This is a genomic window from Oceanispirochaeta sp. M1, from assembly GCF_003346715.1.
Classification (GTDB): domain Bacteria; phylum Spirochaetota; class Spirochaetia; order DSM-2461; family DSM-2461; genus Oceanispirochaeta.
In genome coordinates this window covers 113,487-130,375 of the sequence record NZ_QQPQ01000002.1, presented here as the reverse complement: position 1 = coordinate 130,375, position 16,889 = coordinate 113,487, and the positions used below count along the sequence as shown (strand labels likewise).

15 protein-coding genes are annotated in these 16,889 nt (G+C 44.7%); 7 read left to right on the top strand and 8 right to left on the bottom strand.

Annotation, left to right across the window (positions count from 1 at the left end; genetic code table 11):
- Positions 1 to 116 precede the first annotated feature (116 nt).
- Positions 117 to 1,637: a sugar ABC transporter ATP-binding protein gene (locus tag DV872_RS01775; RefSeq protein ID WP_114628120.1), complete on the top strand. Its 1,521-nt coding sequence runs from the start codon at positions 117 to 119 to the stop codon at positions 1,635 to 1,637.
- A 19-nt stretch (positions 1,638 to 1,656) separates the two neighbouring features.
- On the top strand, positions 1,657 to 2,670 hold the full coding sequence (locus tag DV872_RS01770) for an ABC transporter permease (protein WP_114628119.1): 1,014 nt from the start codon (positions 1,657 to 1,659) through the stop codon (positions 2,668 to 2,670).
- An 80-nt stretch (positions 2,671 to 2,750) separates the two neighbouring features.
- Here the strand turns inward: DV872_RS01770 and DV872_RS01765 are convergent, their stop codons facing one another.
- The 8 genes from DV872_RS01765 to DV872_RS01730 all read right to left on the bottom strand — a co-directional run bounded on the left by DV872_RS01765 (position 2,751) and on the right by DV872_RS01730 (position 12,356).
- Positions 2,751 to 4,766: a DUF5054 domain-containing protein gene (locus tag DV872_RS01765; RefSeq protein WP_114628118.1), complete on the bottom strand. Its 2,016-nt coding sequence runs from the start codon at positions 4,764 to 4,766 to the stop codon at positions 2,751 to 2,753.
- A gap of 8 nt (positions 4,767 to 4,774) precedes the next feature.
- Positions 4,775 to 5,656 (bottom strand): carbohydrate ABC transporter permease, encoded by an 882-nt coding sequence (locus tag DV872_RS01760; protein WP_230391395.1) that lies wholly within the window; start codon positions 5,654 to 5,656, stop codon positions 4,775 to 4,777.
- Positions 5,653 to 6,546: a carbohydrate ABC transporter permease gene (locus tag DV872_RS01755; protein WP_114628117.1), complete on the bottom strand. Its 894-nt coding sequence runs from the start codon at positions 6,544 to 6,546 to the stop codon at positions 5,653 to 5,655. Before DV872_RS01755 ends, DV872_RS01760 begins: the two co-directional genes overlap by 4 nt.
- Positions 6,547 to 6,696: 150 nt before the next feature.
- Entirely contained in the window at positions 6,697 to 7,950 is a 1,254-nt protein-coding gene (locus tag DV872_RS01750) for an ABC transporter substrate-binding protein (RefSeq protein ID WP_114628116.1), read from the bottom strand.
- Between the two features lie 144 nt (positions 7,951 to 8,094).
- Complete coding sequence (locus DV872_RS01745) at positions 8,095 to 9,315, bottom strand: response regulator (RefSeq protein WP_114628115.1); 1,221 nt, start codon at positions 9,313 to 9,315, stop codon at positions 8,095 to 8,097.
- A 1-nt stretch (position 9,316) separates the two neighbouring features.
- Positions 9,317 to 11,104, bottom strand: a complete 1,788-nt coding sequence (locus DV872_RS01740; RefSeq protein WP_114628114.1) for a sensor histidine kinase — start codon at positions 11,102 to 11,104, stop codon at positions 9,317 to 9,319.
- Positions 11,105 to 11,302: 198 nt separating this feature from the next.
- Positions 11,303 to 12,007 (bottom strand): LrgB family protein, encoded by a 705-nt coding sequence (locus tag DV872_RS01735; protein ID WP_114628113.1) that lies wholly within the window; start codon positions 12,005 to 12,007, stop codon positions 11,303 to 11,305.
- A complete protein-coding gene (locus DV872_RS01730; protein WP_158546780.1) occupies positions 12,000 to 12,356 on the bottom strand; it encodes a CidA/LrgA family protein in 357 nt (118 codons plus the stop codon). The genes DV872_RS01735 and DV872_RS01730 overlap by 8 nt, the downstream gene beginning before the upstream one ends.
- A gap of 223 nt (positions 12,357 to 12,579) precedes the next feature.
- Between DV872_RS01730 and DV872_RS01725 the strand changes: the two genes are divergently transcribed.
- The 5 genes from DV872_RS01725 to DV872_RS01705 all read left to right on the top strand — a co-directional run bounded on the left by DV872_RS01725 (position 12,580) and on the right by DV872_RS01705 (position 16,882).
- On the top strand, positions 12,580 to 13,848 hold the full coding sequence (locus DV872_RS01725) for an iron-containing alcohol dehydrogenase (RefSeq protein WP_114628111.1): 1,269 nt from the start codon (positions 12,580 to 12,582) through the stop codon (positions 13,846 to 13,848).
- Between the two features lie 15 nt (positions 13,849 to 13,863).
- Positions 13,864 to 15,243: a nickel-dependent lactate racemase gene (gene larA / locus DV872_RS01720; protein WP_114628110.1), complete on the top strand. Its 1,380-nt coding sequence runs from the start codon at positions 13,864 to 13,866 to the stop codon at positions 15,241 to 15,243.
- Positions 15,244 to 15,261: 18 nt separating this feature from the next.
- Positions 15,262 to 15,900: a FadR/GntR family transcriptional regulator gene (locus DV872_RS01715; RefSeq protein WP_158546779.1), complete on the top strand. Its 639-nt coding sequence runs from the start codon at positions 15,262 to 15,264 to the stop codon at positions 15,898 to 15,900.
- A gap of 3 nt (positions 15,901 to 15,903) precedes the next feature.
- Positions 15,904 to 16,518: a tRNA-uridine aminocarboxypropyltransferase gene (locus tag DV872_RS01710; RefSeq protein ID WP_114628108.1), complete on the top strand. Its 615-nt coding sequence runs from the start codon at positions 15,904 to 15,906 to the stop codon at positions 16,516 to 16,518.
- 136 nt (positions 16,519 to 16,654) lie between these two features.
- Positions 16,655 to 16,882 (top strand): hypothetical protein, encoded by a 228-nt coding sequence (locus DV872_RS01705; protein WP_114628107.1) that lies wholly within the window; start codon positions 16,655 to 16,657, stop codon positions 16,880 to 16,882.
- The last annotated feature ends 7 nt before the right edge of the window (positions 16,883 to 16,889 follow it).

The following is a 16,889-nucleotide window of genomic DNA, read 5'->3' as shown; positions in this document are numbered from 1 at the left end:
TTTTAGACTTTAGTCTTTATTCTTTGGTACCCGGTGTATGCCGGGTACCATTTTGTCAGAATCCGGAAGCGTTCTGTTTCCGGATTTCTATTAAAAAAATTGTTTAGGAAAATATTATGTCAAAGCAGCAGGAGTACATCCTGGAAATGCACAACATATCCAAATCATTTCCCGGAGTTAAGGCTCTGGATAATGTAAGCCTGAAGGTCCGTCCCGGTACTGTTCATGCCCTTATGGGAGAGAATGGAGCCGGGAAGTCCACCCTTATGAAATGTCTGTTTGGAATGTACACCAAGGACGAGGGTGAAGTTTACCTGAATGGTGAAAAAGTTGATTTTCATAGTGCCAAGAATGCACTGGAATCAGGTGTTTCAATGATTCATCAGGAACTCTCAAATGTTCCTGATCGCTTTGTGATGGAAAACCTTTGGCTGGGAAGAGAACCTCTGCACCGCATTGGACCCCTGGCTCTGGTCGATCACAAGAAAATGTACAATGATACTGTAGAACTCATGAAAACTCTTGATATGGAGATAAATCCCAAGAGTAAAATGAGTGATATTTCAATTTCCAACCAACAGGGATGTGAAATAGCCAAGGCTGTTTCTTATAGTACCTCCGTTGTTGTTATGGACGAACCAACTTCTTCTCTTACGGAGACAGAGGTAAATCATCTTTTTAAAATTATCAATAATCTGAGAGATCAGGGTGTTGCTATTATATATATATCACACAAAATGTCTGAAATATTTGAAATCTCTGATGAAATTTCCGTAATGAGAGATGGACAACTGGTTGCCACAAAACCGGCTTCTGAACTGGATGACGATAAACTTATCAATCTGATGGTAGGACGGGATATGACCCACCGTTTTCCCCCTATCGATTTCAATGTCGGTGAAGAAACAGTATTGAAAGTTGACAATCTGACCGCCCTGAATCCCCGTTCTTTCAAGGATATATCCTTCGAATTAAAGAAAGGTGAGATCTTGGGTATCGGTGGATTGGTGGGTGCTCAGAGAACTGAGCTTGTAGAAGCTATCTTCGGTATGCGTGGCATCGCCTCGGGGATGATCGAAGTTCATGGAAAACATGTAAATATTAAAAGTCCAAAAGAAGCTATCGGTCATGGAATCGGGCTAATTACTGAAGACCGGAGAGGTACAGGAATTTTCCCCCTCCTCTCTATTCTGGATAATACTTCAATTCCCTCATTGGATGATTACTTGAAAAAGAGTCATCTCCTTAACCACAAGAAAATCGAGACTGATTCGGTTAAGATGAACAAACAGCTGAGAACTAAGACTCCAAACTACCATACACCCATTCAGAATCTGTCCGGGGGAAACCAGCAGAAGGTTATTGTTGCCAGATGGCTTATGACTTCTCCTGACATCCTGATAATGGATGAACCCACAAGAGGGATCGATGTGGGCGCTAAGTATGAAATCTACCTGATTATGACTGAGCTTATCAAACAGGGGAAATCAATTATTATGGTGTCTTCCGAGATGCCTGAACTTCTCGGAATGGCTAGTAGGATCATGGTTCTATGTGATGGTAAAAAAACAGGAACTTTGACTAGAGAAGAGGCAAATCAGGAATCTATTATGCGGCTGGCCGCTCAATTTTCATAATCATTAGGAGTATAATTCGATGGAAAATACGAATAGTAAAATTGCCGGCATTAAGATTCCGGCTAAATTAAAAAATATCTTAAGTACACATACAAGTCTGATCACTTTCATTGCGATGCTCATCTTTTTAGGTGTCATTACAAATGGAGCTGCTCTGAGAATCGGTTCTCTACAGAACCTTGTTGTTGCAGAGGCAGTTAGAGCGTTTGCTGCTCTGGGTGTTGGAATGATCATCATCACTAGAGGTATTGACCTCTCTTTAGGTCAGGTTATAGGCCTTTCAGCATGTGTAGCATCATCCTTTTCACAGACTGCTGACTACAACAGTGCTTTGTATGCAGGTCAGGAGTTTGCTCTTTGGGTCCCTGTCGTTGCCGGTATTACAGTTGGTGCTTTGTTTGGTCTATTTAATGGTATATTAGTGGCATATGGAAACATTCCTCCCTTCATTGCTACCCTGGGTTCCATGTCCATAGCCCGCGGATTTAAGCTTATTTATACACAGGCCTCTACACTGGGGTCTCTGAAGAATGAGTACAAAGTTATTTCACAGGGATTTCTTGGTCCCATTCCTTATCTATTGCTTTATGTGCTTGTCGCCGCCTTTGTTATCTGGGTACTGATGAACCATACAAAACAGGGAAAAAGCATCTACGCCATTGGTGGTAATGCCATGGCAGCCAAGGTTTCCGGTATTAACGTAAAAGCCCAGTTGGTCAGAGTGTACCTGTATGCAGGTATCCTTTATGGAATCGCAGGTATTCTTCTTTCAGCACGTCTTGGACTGGCTAACCCTCTTACAGGGAACGATATGGAGTTGGATGCTATTGCGGCTGTAACAGTTGGTGGTATCTCTCATGCCGGTGGTGTGGGTACAGTCGGTGGTATGATGATCGGTCTTATGACCCTGGGTCTTATCAACTTCGGTATGACCTTCCTGGGTGTAAACTCCTATTTCCAGTTACTTGTAAAAGGTGGAATTATCATTCTTGCCGTTTATATGGATATGAGAAAACACTCTAGAAAAGAATAAAAAAGAAATAACTCCTTTTAACCCGCAGGCTTCCTCCTTTGCCTGCGGGTTTTTTCTTTATAAGAGTGTACAGATGGTCATCAGTCAAAAATTAGTCTGAACCGAAATAAAGCATCATCTTTATACCACATGGGGAAATTGGTTCCCCAGAGGTTATTGTGCAGGTTGAAATGGAAACCTTCTGAAAGAACAGGCTGCTTTGTATCAAATTCCAGTATACGTGGACGGCCGGGGCTTACCAAGGGTGCATCCAGGCTCTCAATTTTCAACTGGCCATCTCTTCCTTTGTAGCAAATACCCCTTTGAACGGCATGAAGGGCTCTGTTCCCGTTGTGGATCACATCGAAAGGTGATATCTCTTCACCCATTTTGTCCATGAACCAGGATTGCGGATCACCCGGATTCATCGGGAATGATATCCATGAGGCTTCGGGCATCCTGTTTGCCTGTTTTTTGAACCACAGCAGTTCCACTTCCAGGTCTCCGGTATCCCGGGTGAACCGGAATGTTGTCTGGATTTCTGCAGGAGCACCGTATTCTGAAACAGCTTCAGGCGGCATGATGGATTTTACGAGGACACAGATGTCCCCGGTATTTTCTTTCAAGTAGAATTCCGGTTTCAACGGCTGATAGAATCTGTGGGTCAGGTGATCCAGATCCTCCATTCCGGGCTTACTGAAGTCCGGGACAGCCCACTCCCGGGTTTCATCCCTGTTGATGGTGTATCTGTTCTGAAATTCCTCATAGGATGCTGCCGAAAAGGTCTCATACCGGAATAATCCGATTTGCTCCCCGGGATTGCACCACTCCTTCTCTGTCTTTGTATCCACCAGGGAACAGACAGCACCGGTTTCCGGGGAGAAGGATACTTTGAACCTTCCAAGCTGTTCTATCTCGGGAGGATTAACAGCTCTGTAGCCATCTGTTGAGGAGCGGCGGGGAATGATAGCCTGAAGAGCATCTTCCGCTTCCTTTACCATCCGGGAATCGGAAAGGCAGGATATACTTTGCTCCAGATAGGAGCGTTGTTCGACCCAGGACTGTTCCATTTTTTTCCATGATGAAGCAATGTTGTCCGGGCTTGTCATTCTGGCAGCTTCAAAGTCTATCCGGGAATAATTCCGGTAATCTTTCAGATGGGTTTTCTCATCCAGTCCCCATGTATGCTCAGGAATAAACAGCAGTCTCTGTGAGAAGCTGTCAATCTCAGGAGCTGTCAGGGAGAACCCCGAGTCACGCCATTTCTTCCGGAGACGACACAGCTGCCTGAAAGCAGCCGTTTTTCCGGGATCAGTTCCAGCTCCATGAATCCAGGTGTCTCCGATCTCTTTTGTGATGACCGGAAGGTTTTGTGAAAATGGCAGAAGCCTCCGGGCATACCCGTCAAGGGTGGACGCCTTGACCCGGCAGTGTTCATACTCCTTTCGAAGGGCATTGAATAATTCGGACAGTTCGGTCCCCGAGGGAGGACTCTGGTTATCTTCCGCGTGGGCGAAGTACAAATGGTCCTTCATCCCTTCAAGCTGGGTAAAGCGGCCGTAACCGCTCACATAATTGACAATCACTTCACTGCCTTCGGGAGATTGCCACCGGAACAGAGGCGGGAGATCGGCAGTCCTTGAAGCGGGATTCACACCTAGATGGAGAAATCTGACCCCTGCCTCAGCCAGGAGGGGGATAATGGCCCGGCAGTGTCCGGGGACATCGGTCATTTTTGCGGCAATGGTTTTTTTTCCAAACCGCTCATCCAGCCTTTTGGACAGGGACAATCCGGCTTTAAACAGATCGGGGTCCATCAGTTCCGTATGTGTTGTGAAGGGGAGAGCATGCCAGACGATCTCCCCGGACAGAATTGCCTCTTCCATCTTCTTTCTCATAGAGGGAGTGCTCTTCTCCAGGAATTCATGGATCAGCCAGGACCCTGTTGTCCAGATAAATCGGTCCGGCCCCTCATCCTGTCTTTTTTCTTCCGCAAGCTCCAGGGCCCGGGGGATGAAGCTCTCCATATAGTCCCGGATCACATTTTCTGCCGTAGCGGTGAATCCGATATCCAGGTGGGTTTTGAAAACCACGTGTATAGTGCTGTTCTTTTTCATAGAGACATTTATCCTTTGACCGCTCCGCTGGCAATGCCCTTGATGATGTATTTCTGCATGAACATATAGAAAATCAGCATGGGGGCAATAGCCAGGACCATCATGGGGAACAGATTGGTCCAGTCTGTGCTGAACTGGCCGATATTTCTGAATACTTCAAGCAGAATCACCGCCTTTTCCCGGCCTTGAAGGAATAGAAGGGGAGTGAGAAAGTCGTTCCATATGCCCAGGGATTCCAGGATGATCACTGTGGCTACTGCCGGTCTCAGGAGGGGAAAGGTGATGCTCCAGAATGTTCTGAAGACACTGCATCCATCTATGTAGGCCGCTTCGTCGAGCTCCGCGGGTATTGTTCTGATAAATCCGGTGAAGAGAAATATTGAAAAAGGAACATGGGTGAAACTGACAATCAGTATGACACCGATCAGTGTATTCATAAGTTTTAAAGATATGACCAGCTTGTACAGAGGGATGAGGGCCATATGATAGGGAATCATAATCCCCGCCAGTATCCCGAAGAACAGTATCCTGTTCAGCCTGTGATTCCGTCTGGCCAGAGGGAATGCCGCCATGGAGGAGAGGATGACAAGGATAAAAACTGATGAGGCGGTTATGGTAAAGCTGTTTCGGAAGGCTTTGGGATACTCCATGGCTTTCCAGGCCTTGATGTAGATATCAAAACTGATACGGTCGGGAAGTCCCAGTGGGTGGGCGATGGCTTCTGCCGGAGTTTTAAAGGTCGTCACGAGGAGATAATAAACTGGTATGGCCATCACTGCAGCCAGGCCGATCATAAAAAATTCGAGGATCATGTCCCATTTTTTCTGAGACCGAATGGGTGATAGAAAAGGACGGATGACTAATTTATTTTTAAAAGCGACTTCTTTCATTGCAGTTTATCCTCTCTGCCTTTCAGGTATTTAAGCTGTATAAGGGATATTGCGGCGATAAAGAGGAACATAACAATTCCGAGGGCGGAACCGTATCCGTATCGTCCTTCTGTAAATCCCTTCTGTATCAGAATTGTTCCGATGGTTTCTGTTGCATGTCCCGGACCGCCGCCGGTCATGGCAAAGACGATATCAAAAGCCTTGAAAGAGCCGATCATCACAATCATACAGGTGATTGTCAGGGCTGGCGCCAACATGGGGAATGTAATTTTAAGAAACTGCTGAAACCAGCCGGCACCGTCGATTTCGGCCGATTCATACAGATCGTCCGGGATGGACTGCAGGTTTGCAAGATAAATAACCATAGACCATCCGCAGCCCTGCCAGACCTGGGTGAAGATGATGGAATACAGGGCTATATTCGGGTTTCCCAGCCAGTTCACCCGTGCCAGACCGAGGGATTCCAGGATATTATTCAGCAGCCCGTAATCTGATGAAGACATGATAAATGACCAGAGGTACCCCACAACCAGAATACTCAGGACACTGGGAGCAAAGAAAACCATCCTCAGAAAATTTCTGGACTTCAGATCCCTGTTCAGAACAACTGCCAGAGGAATAGCCAGACCGTTCTGGAATACCGTCAACAGAACCGCGAAGATCATCGTATTCCGGATGCCTGTCAGGATATCCTTGTCATGAAACAGCTTTATGAAATTTTCGAGTCCGATGAAATTAATTTCCCGGGAGTAGGCGGACCAGCTGGTCAGGCTGAAATAAAAACCGCCGATTACGGGATATACAAAAAAGATCAGATATCCTATAAGAGCCGGTACAAGCAATACTTCATACTGCATTTCCCGCTTGAGTAATGTCATTTTATTTTTCATTATTATTCCTGTTCGGATAAGAGAGCTGAAGCTCTGCTGAAATATCAGCAGGCTTCACTTTCTCCCGTTCAATACCCCGGCCCCCCGAGGGGGACAAGTTGAAGGACAGGCAGCTGGCTGCCTGGGGGAATTGAATAAATCCTTATATGATTATCTGTTTGCCTGTATTTCTGCTGCTTTGGCATCTACAGTCTGCAGAACTTCATTGATGGATTTTCCACCGGCTATGAACTCCTGCATAGATTTTCCGTATTCCATAATGATGGCCTGGGCACTGTACCAGTTGTTCCAGGGGCAGTACACATTCCCTTCGGCAAAGGCATCAAGACAATCTGAATATTCCGGTCCCAGATCACTTTTTACACCTTTTAAGAAGCTGCTGGAACTATTACCTTCCAAAAGGATTTCCTGTGCTGTTGTGCTTGATATTTTATCAAGAACAGCATAGGCGGTCTCTTTCACTTTTGAATCCGCATTGATGGCAAAAGCGGTTCCGGGACCTCCTACCAGCCATCCGGTTCCTTTACTCAAACCGGGGATGGGAAACATACCGAAGTTCCCCTCAGGATTCTTGGCTTTAAGGTCTCCCTCCGCCCAGGGACCGGATTCCCACATGGCCGCTTTACCCGAGGCAAACTCATCCTGTGCCCGGGAGTAATCGATACCCAGCATTTCGGGAGTGATAAAACCACGGTCTACTATGACTGACCAGGATTCCACAATTTCCGTCCAGCTTTCGGCCATAAAGGCTTCTCCATTGTTGAAGGCTTCATCAAAGTTACTGTTTGCAGGGTCTGAATAGAACTCATTCAGAACCATGGCGATAGACTGTTTCATTTGGGGTTCCCAGGATTTGGCTCCCATAATCTGGGGTTTCACACCGTTGTCCTGCAGTGTCTGATGGATGTCCATCCATTCATCAAAGGAAGCAGGGGGAGTCAGATCATACTGGGCAAAGATGTCTTTATTATACCAGATCCCCTCAAACCAGGAGAGGAGAGGTGTGGCATAGATTCCACCTTTATAGCGGAAGGGTGAGAGACCCGATTCGTGATAGCGGTCTACAAATTCCTGATCACTCAGATCCTGCAGGTATCCCGCCTGGGCAAGACTCTTTACCTGAGCTCCCACTTCAATTAGATCGGGACCCTGTCCGGCTGCCAGTTGAGTATTGAGAATACTGTCATACTGATCATTGGAGACAAACTGGTACTCTACTGCCGCTTCCGGCAGTTCTTCGTTCAGATACGACATCAGGGATTTCATTCTTTCTTCTGTGCCGATTCCCATGATCTTTACTTTTACAGCTGCTTCTTCACCGGCAGCATCCTGCTGACCTCCTGCGAAGACTCCTCCCGCGATGAAAGACAATAGAATAACTGCGGTCATAATTTTACGTAACATACTTTCTCCTTTTCGGATTTTATGTGTCCGCCCGTCGGCGGATGGTTGATTTATCCCGGGATGTTTAAATTATACCTTGTTCCCATTATCCCGAAAGAGAAACATATTCTCATTTCTGGCAGGATATTAAGATAAGCGGCAGGATCAGAGCCTTGATTTGTACTCTCTGGGAGTGGTGCCGACATATTTTTTAAACATTTTACTGAAATACCCGGGGGTCTCATAACCCACCTTAAGGGCGACTTCATAGGTTTTGTCATTGGATTCATGAAGGAGTTTTTTGGCTTCTTCTATCCTGTGGGCTGTAAGGTAATCCCAGATATTCAAACCTGTCTCTTTTTTAAAGAGGTAGCAGAGGTAGTTTCGACTCAGACCGACATCCACGGCAATATCCTCCAGCCCAATGGGTCTGCTGTAATTATTTTTCATATAGAGCCGGACCTTTTCGATGAGTCGGCTGTTTTCATCCCGGGAAGTCGAATGAGATACTGTGATAATCCTTTCTGAAGGGGAGAAAAGCCGGTTATTGATCAGTTTCATAATAGTTTGATAGGCATCATTCAATGTGTCCAGATCGTACTGACATTCACTTACAACAATTAAAGGCTTTGTACCGTCTCCTTCTGTAATGTTTTGTGATATTGCTTCAGCACTGTACTGCCCGAAAGTCTCATAGTCCTGATCATTCCCACAGCAGATAAGGACAACCCACTCTTCGGGACTTTTCCTGAATACAATACTCCTTCCGTCTATACCGGAACATTCGGAAACTGAGTTTCGTATTTCCCCGTCACCCTTCTCTGTTTCTGAAATTACAAGGAGATACCAGCAGGTATTCTCTGTATCCATATCCATTTTTTTCAATTCCGTTAATATATCCTGAACGTCGGCTCCGGGAGACAGGAGCCTTGAGAGAAGCTGCTCCTTTTCTCTCTGTTTGCTCTCGCTCAGCTGTACCTGCATCCTGACAAAATTGTTTTTCCTGCTTCTTTCTGATTCAATCAGTCCTGATAGCCTCTGTATCTCTTTAATCATTTTTGTCTCATCCAGGGGTTTCAGAAGATATCCTGAAGCTCTCAGAGAGAGGGCTTTCTGAGCATACTCAAACTCTCCGTAGGCACTCAAGATAATGACTTTCAGAAAGGGCCTGTTCTCTTTGATCCATTCCATCAGTTCAAGGCCGTCCATAACAGGCATTCTGATATCAACGATGGCAATGTCCGGTTCTTTTTCTGTAATAAGGGGAATCGCTTCCCGTCCATTACAGGCTTTTCCGACAATCTCCATGCCCAGTGAGGACCAGTCGATTGCCAGCTCCAGGTATTCCAGGGTCCATTTCTCATCATCCACAAAAAGTATCTTCATATCACCCTCTCTTCCATGAGGCAGGTATTGTTATCTCCACATGACAGCCTTTGTCCGGTTCACTGCTGCAGACCAGCCCATAGGGTGAGCCATACTTCAAGCGGAGCCTTTCATGGACATTCTTCAACCCTATACTGGAACTCGTATCCATTTCGTTTTCATTATTAAGATGCTCTCTGATCTTCTCCAGGTTATCCTTTTCCATTCCTGTTCCGTTATCAATCAATGCGATATGAATATCCTCATCTTTTCGGGTAATGCGGATCTCCACTTCTCCCGGAGACTCTTCTCTGAATCCATGGCGGATGGAGTTTTCAACAATGGGCTGAAGGATGAATTTGGGTACCATTGTACTCGCCAGGTTTTCGGGACAGTCAAGAGAGAGGGATACCATCCCCGGATACCGGTAATCCTGTATCTGCATGTATTCTCTGACATGTTCAATCTCCTGTTTTATCGGGACTGTTCCTTCTGTATCATAAGTGGCGTATCGGAGCATGTTCCCCATGAGGGTGACAATATGGTTCATTTCGGCTGTTTTACCGCATACGGCCAGGGATTTGATCAGCTGAAGGGTATTGAACAGGAAATGGGGATTGATCTGTGCCTGAAGAGCTTTTATTTTGGCATCTTTGTTTACAAGGTCCCGGGAGTACACATCCCTGTTCAGTTTATTGATCCTGTCCACCATCAGATCGATCCGGCCTGTCAGTTTTTCCATCTCATCATAACCGGGATCATACAGCTTCAGATCAAAATCCCCTTTTTCCACTTTTTCCATTTTTCTCATCAATCTGAAAATGGGTTCGGAGATCCTCCGGGATATAAACACAGATGTCAGGTACACCAGGAGGATACAGAGGATTATCAGGATAATAGAAAAAGCCCTTATGTTTTCAAGGTAATCCAGGAGTTCTTCTATGGGGCTCAGTGCTATGATTTTCCACCCTGTCACCTCTGAAGAGGAGAATACAGCAACCATCTTTCGGGATCCATCGTTGAGCATAAAATGCCCTTTATCCCGGCCCTTAAGATGGGAAAGGAGATTTTCAAGGAGGATGGCGTTATTTTCCGCCGGGATTGTGGAATAGATGAGTCTGTCATTGCTGTCCAGTACCAGGAGTGATGTCTTCCCTGTCAGTTTTACGGATTCATTGAAGGCTTCAATTTCCTGAATCTTGAGATTACAGAGCACCATGCCCAATCTGGTCCTCTCTGTATTCATATAGTCAATCACGGGGATAATTGCGGATATCACTTCACCCTTGTTGAGGCCCGAATCGTAATAGTATCCCTGAGGATGACTGCTGATGAAAGTGACCCGGGTATAACGGGAAAGGTCATGGGGAAACCACTCGGTTTCTAAGAATCGAAAATCCGGACGAACACTGGCATTGGTGTAATACTGCACCAGACCGTCATTACTCAGGATAATATAGTCTTTTATTTCTAAATTGAACTTCTGAATCCCTACCAGAAAATCCGAGACTTCCCGGTTATAAAAGAGCCTGTCTGCAAAATTGTCCTCTCTGAGGTCCTTCATAGGAGTAATCACAGTATCATTGCTGCCGATGATCCGCAGGTTGTTTTCTATCCGGTTGAAATAGGAATCAATATATCTCCTCTTCTGGTCAACGATCTGGGTGGAATACTCAAGAATCTCCCGGGTCATGGAATAGGATGTGTACTGATAGATGGAGAGGCTGATGATACCTATGGCGCTGATAAAGAGGATTGAAAAATAGAAGATCATGTGACTGCGAATGGAGCCTTTTTTTAAATTTCTCAACAGGATTCCTCACCGGTATGATTCAGCCTTACCATGTTAAGCCTGTAATTCTTAAAGATCAAACAATATATGTTTCTCTTTTTCATTCTGGCATAGAGATGTATTCAGGGAAATAGAACAATATTATTAATATCTCTTCTATATTACGCCTGCCGGTCCGGGACTATACCTGCCGGACTGCGCTGTCCCTCCGGTATATCAGGGAAGAATCAGATTGATCAGAGGATAGGCAGCCACGGTTATCAGTCCTGCCAGTACAATTGCAAGTCCGCTCATGGCGCCGATCAGTTCTCCCAGCTCCAGTGCCTTTGCTGTACCAATGGCGTGGGATGTGGTTCCCATGGCGATCCCTTTGGCTACAGGATGATGAATGCGGAAAAGGGCATAGACCGGTGCATAGATGATAACTCCGGATACTCCGTTAAATATTATAGCAATCATTGTTATACCGCTGATTCCATTGATGTTTTTAACCATCAGCAGCCCGAGAGGTGTTGTAATTGAGCGGGGAATCAGTGACCTTAAAAGAAGTTCATCCACATTGAAGAGGCGGCAGAGCACTATGGTGCTTACAATAGAAGTAAGCACTCCTGCAGTTATTCCTGCCAGGATCGGCAGCTTATGAGACTGAAGTTTGGCCCTCTGTCTATAGAGGGGTAGTGCCAGCAGAATTATAGAGACAGGAAGCATCTGTTCCAGATAGCTGGCTCCCTTCATATAGTTGGCCAGAGGAATCTTTACAATTAGAATCAGGGCCATAAGAGATAGCATGGCGATAAGGAAGGGGTTCAGTACAGTGATCCCGGTCATGGCATTTATCTTTTTACCGGCGGCATAGGCGGCCAGTGTAATAATCACTCCAAAGAATATGTTGTCTGTCAGTAAATTGAGAATTTCAGTCATGGTCCTTCTCCGTTTTAAGAAAGAGCTGAACAACCATACCGGTCACTCCCATCACAAGAACATTGCTGATTAACATAATCAGAACCAGTTTGACCCACACACCTTCGAGTATCCCCAGAGAGTCTATCACCTTCACTGCGGGGGGGAGAAAGAAGAAGGCGAGATTCTTCAGTATCAGATCTGAGATTCCACCTGTGAAATACTCTTCTTTAAAGACTCCTGTAATCAATAGAAGTAGAAGGAGGATCATACTGCTCAGGCTTGATGGAAAGGGTATTAATTTCCCAATCAGTATCCCTGCTGCAAGGAGCAGGGCGATAAGAATTATTTCTCTGCTTAGTTTAATCATGTGCTCAGAATTATAGTGAGGAATCATAAGTGATACAATTCATGAATTAAAAAAACAGTTTATTTTAATATTGCCAAATGATTCCATATCTTTGTTGTTTTGTATTGGCATTTTAAAGAACTAATCATATAATGATTATATCTATCAATATCAGGCCATTCGATCTTTAGAATTAAAGCACCAGGACTATAGAACAGTCCTGGTAGTAAGAGGAGTTTAGAACATGACAAATTTAGAGAAAGCAAGAGATCTGCTTAAGCAGTTTAAGGGTGATGATTATCTGTTCGGTGCAGGAGTTATGTCCCAGGTTGGAGATGTTGCCAAAAAAATCGGGAAAAAGGCTATTATTATCAGGGATAATTTTCCCGGAAGTGATGACTTTGTTGCCGTTATTAAGAAATCCCTGAAGGATGCGGGTGTGGAAGTTGTCGGTGAAGAGGCCGGTGCCAGACCTAACTGCCCCCTGGAAGACCTTTCAAGAATTACGGATGCCCTCAAGAGTTCCGGAGCCGATATAATTGTCAGTTTTGGTGGTGGATCTACTATCGATGCAGCCAAGGCTGCTGAAGTGCTCAGAACCCTGGGTGGAGAAATTGAAGACTATTTCGGAGTCGGACTGGTTACTAAGGCATGTGAAGAGAAGGGTATTAAACTCTGTCCCCATATCGCAATTGAAACTGTAGCCTCTTCCGGAGCTCATCTGACAAAATACTCCAATATTACCGATGTGAAGTCCGGTCAGAAAAAACTGGTTGTGGACCCCGCAATTGTCCCTTCTCATCCTGTATTTGACTATGAAGTTACCTACGGTTTACCCATGGGTGTCACTATGGACGGTGGACTGGACGGTATTGCACACTGTCTGGAAGTTTATTACAGCTCTGTTGGAACAGACAGCTATGAAACCTGTCAGGAAATTGCCGAAGCCGGTATCTCTCTTGTTGTTGAATATCTGCCTAAAGTAATTGCAGATCCTAAAGATACAGCATCCCGTGATGCCCTGTGCCTGGCAACCGATATGGGTGGATACGCCATCATGGTGGGTGGAACAAACGGTGGACACCTTACCAGTTTTTCATTGGTTGATGTACTGTCTCACGGTAGAGCCTGTGCCATCATGAACCCCTACTATTCAGTTTTCTTTGCACCTGCGGTTGAAAAGGAACTCAGGATTGTCGGTAATATCTTTAAGAAATACGGATACTCCTCAGTCAATTTTGAATCACTTTCCGGTCGGGAACTCGGTAACGCTGCAGCCCAGGCCATGTTTGATCTGGCAAAGGCCATTAATTTCCCACTGACTCTGGGTGAGGTCGAAGGTTTCTCTGACAAGCATGTTGAAAGAGCCCTGACCGCTGCCAAGAATCCTCAGCTGAAAATGAAACTTCAGAATATGCCTGTTCCCCTTAATGCTGATCTCATTGATGAGTATATGGGACCCATTCTTCAGGCAGCCAAGACAGGTGATCTGTCTTTAATTAAAAATCTCTAATAAGGACTTAATGAAATGACGACTTCTTTTGAACTGGGAGATAAGCTCTTTAAAGTGGATCTCCCCTCCAATACTGATATCCTCAGGATGAAGGGTGCCGAAAAGGTACAGAATCCCCGTGACGTTATTCGGGACAGTCTGGAACATCCTATAGGCAGTGGTAGTTTTTCCTCAATCGTCAGGAAAAAACTGGATGAGAATCCTGATGGAGAAGCCGTCATTGTTATTTCTGATAATACAAGACCTGTCCCCTATAAAGGGGAGCAGGGAATCCTTATGCCTATCATTCGGGAGCTTATGGATGCCGGTGCCAGGGCGGAGCAGATTACTGTACTCTGTGCTAACGGTACCCATATTCCCCTTGTGGATTCAGTTTTCCGTGAAATGATTGATCCCGAGGTTTTCAATCTGGGAGTTAAGGTTATAAACCATGACTGTCTGGATACGGAGAATCTTAAATTCCTCGGGCACTCTAAGTCGGGGACAAAAATTGAGATTAACCGGATCTATGTGGATGCTCATATTAAGATTCTTACAGGGCTGGTGGAGAGCCATTTTATGGCCGGGGTGTCAGGTGGACGTAAATCTATCTGTCCCGGACTGATCGGTGAGGATTCCACCTTTATTTTTCACGGTGTTCAGAATCTGGATCATGAAAGATCGACCGACCTTATTCTTAAGGATAATCCCTGTCATGAAGAGGCACTGGATGTTGCGTCTACCATCGGTTCGGATTTTATTTTCAATGTTACCCTCAATGATGATTATGATGTAACGGGATTCTTTGCCGGTGATATGATCAAGGCTCATGAGGCGGCTTTCGAGAAAGTAAAAGCCAGTGTGGGGATTGAGTGCTCGGGTACTTACGACATTGTTGTGACCCATGCAGGATTTGTGGGTAAAAACCATTATCAGGCTGCCAAGACAGGAACCGCTGCATTGCCCCTTCTTAACAGGGACAGTTACCTGATTATTGCATCAGACTGTACCGATCCCGATCCTGTAGGAAAAGATTCCTACCGAAAAGTTCTTCCTTATCTGAAAAATAAGAGTACCGAAAGTTTTATTAATCTTCTGCGTTCTGATAATTGGAAATTTATTCCAGATCAGTGGCAGGTTCAGATGTGGTCCAAGCTTTTTAAGGTGATTCCTCAGGAACAGTTCATCTACTATGCTCCCCAGATCAGTAAAGAAGACTATGCCATTCTCCCGGGAGAAAATGGTAATGCCTATCTTCCTGATGAAAAAAAGTATGAATTGAATGATCAGAACATATCCCTGTTTCTTGAAAAATCCCTGGCAGCCGTAATAAAAAAACTTTCGGATCAGGGTAAAAAAGAGATCAGAGTAGCCTGGTTAAGTGACGGTCCTTATGGAATTGTGATAAAGGACTAAATGTTATACATTGATGTAATGCCACGGAATCTCTTTAAACAAAAAGATCTAATCTCCCAGGAATTATTATCATATCTCCTTTTTGAAACTCCCAGAACCGAGGACGGTAAACTGCCTTCGGCTTCTGTTTTTGCTGAGAAGTTTAAGGTCTCCATTGTGACAATCAGGGAAATTCTCAAGTCCATGGAGGCTGTGGGTATTCTTACAATGCATCACGGCAGAGGAATCTTTCTGAATCACAGTGACACTATTTTTCAGGAGATGTTAGAAACCCGTATTCTGATCGAGAGTCATTGCGCCGGTCTTGCAGCAGTTAAAATCACAGAGAAGGGGGCAGACTTTCTGAAAGAATATGCCTCTCTTCTTAAAGAAGCTTCGGTTGAAGGGAATATGAACTTATACACCGATGCAGATTTCCTTTTTCATATGAAAATTGCAGAGATCAGTAATAATCTTGTGCTGGAGAGAACTCTGCGAAATATCAGGATCTTTCTCTATGTTCAGCAGAAAAAGACCAACCAGAAACTTCTTGAATCCAGAGAAAAATCTGTATTAGAGCATCAGGAAATCCTAAGCTGTATTCTCAGTGGAGATGCGGCTGCCGCCGAAGCTGCCATGCGTCGTCACCTTGAGATTACAAGGGCACTCTGGAAATAAATCATGTCACAGAAATGTTATAAATGTTTCCGCCCTCTCACAACCTGTTTCTGCCCTCATATCCATCCTGTTGATACGGGTGTAAAGTTTGTAATTCTTATGCACCCCCGGGAAGCCTATAAGCAAAAAACAGGCACAGGCCGTTTGACCTCTCTCAGTCTTATTGATTCTGAGATAATTATAGCTACACAGTTTGATGATAATAAACGGTATAAAGAGCTCCTTGCTTCTGATGACTATTATCCAATGGTTCTCTATCCAGGTGCCGAGGCTATGAATGCGGCAGAGTGTGATTTCTCTCTCAAAGGGAAGGGGCGGAAACTGCTTGTTTTTCTTGTGGATGCCACCTGGATAATGGCCCGAAAGATGGTTTATAAAACACCATCTCTTCAGACCTTACCGCGCCTCTCATTTACGGCTGCCTATACTTCACAATTTCATATCAAGAGGCAGCCTGCCGAATATTGTCTCTCTACAATTGAATCCACCTACTATCTGATTAAGGAATTGCAGGATGCCGGCCTCAGTAAACCCGGAGTTTCGGTTCAGGGCCTGATGGATGTGTTCGCTTTGATGAACAAAATTCAGTTGGATCATAAAAAGAACAGGTCTATTTAATATCCACTTTTCAAACAGCTCATTTAATCTATAAAATATTAGCAATTGCCAATATAGGAAATCTGGAATACAATGGAATATGCATGTTGTCCAAAACAAGATCGATTGATTGTTTATTTTCCAGAGGAGTGTACAAATGAAGGTTCGTTTAACTCAAATTGGCAATTCTATGAGTTTTCAGATACCACAGGCCGCAATGGAGCATTGTGTAAATCATGATGAATGTGAAATGGAAATTAACTCAGATTCAATAACTTTGCGACCTGTAAAAAAAATGGAATCTCATTTAATAAGTAATGATTCTTCCAGTGTGAATGATATTGTGATTAGAGAACTGTTTGAATCTGTTAATTTTTCTATGTGAAGTCATT

Coding starts and splice junctions, on each gene's coding strand:
- DV872_RS01775 (WP_114628120.1), top strand. CDS start 117: ATGTCAAAGCAGCAGGAGTACATCCTGGAAATGCACAACATATCCAAA.
- DV872_RS01770 (WP_114628119.1), top strand. CDS start 1,657: ATGGAAAATACGAATAGTAAAATTGCCGGCATTAAGATTCCGGCTAAA.
- DV872_RS01765 (WP_114628118.1), bottom strand. CDS start 4,766: ATGAAAAAGAACAGCACTATACACGTGGTTTTCAAAACCCACCTGGAT.
- DV872_RS01760 (WP_230391395.1), bottom strand. CDS start 5,656: ATGAAAGAAGTCGCTTTTAAAAATAAATTAGTCATCCGTCCTTTTCTA.
- DV872_RS01755 (WP_114628117.1), bottom strand. CDS start 6,546: ATGAAAAATAAAATGACATTACTCAAGCGGGAAATGCAGTATGAAGTA.
- DV872_RS01750 (WP_114628116.1), bottom strand. CDS start 7,950: ATGTTACGTAAAATTATGACCGCAGTTATTCTATTGTCTTTCATCGCG.
- DV872_RS01745 (WP_114628115.1), bottom strand. CDS start 9,315: ATGAAGATACTTTTTGTGGATGATGAGAAATGGACCCTGGAATACCTG.
- DV872_RS01735 (WP_114628113.1), bottom strand. CDS start 12,007: ATGACTGAAATTCTCAATTTACTGACAGACAACATATTCTTTGGAGTG.
- DV872_RS01730 (WP_158546780.1), bottom strand. CDS start 12,356: ATGATTAAACTAAGCAGAGAAATAATTCTTATCGCCCTGCTCCTTGCA.
- DV872_RS01725 (WP_114628111.1), top strand. CDS start 12,580: ATGACAAATTTAGAGAAAGCAAGAGATCTGCTTAAGCAGTTTAAGGGT.
- larA (WP_114628110.1), top strand. CDS start 13,864: ATGACGACTTCTTTTGAACTGGGAGATAAGCTCTTTAAAGTGGATCTC.
- DV872_RS01715 (WP_158546779.1), top strand. CDS start 15,262: ATGCCACGGAATCTCTTTAAACAAAAAGATCTAATCTCCCAGGAATTA.
- DV872_RS01710 (WP_114628108.1), top strand. CDS start 15,904: ATGTCACAGAAATGTTATAAATGTTTCCGCCCTCTCACAACCTGTTTC.
- DV872_RS01705 (WP_114628107.1), top strand. CDS start 16,655: ATGAAGGTTCGTTTAACTCAAATTGGCAATTCTATGAGTTTTCAGATA.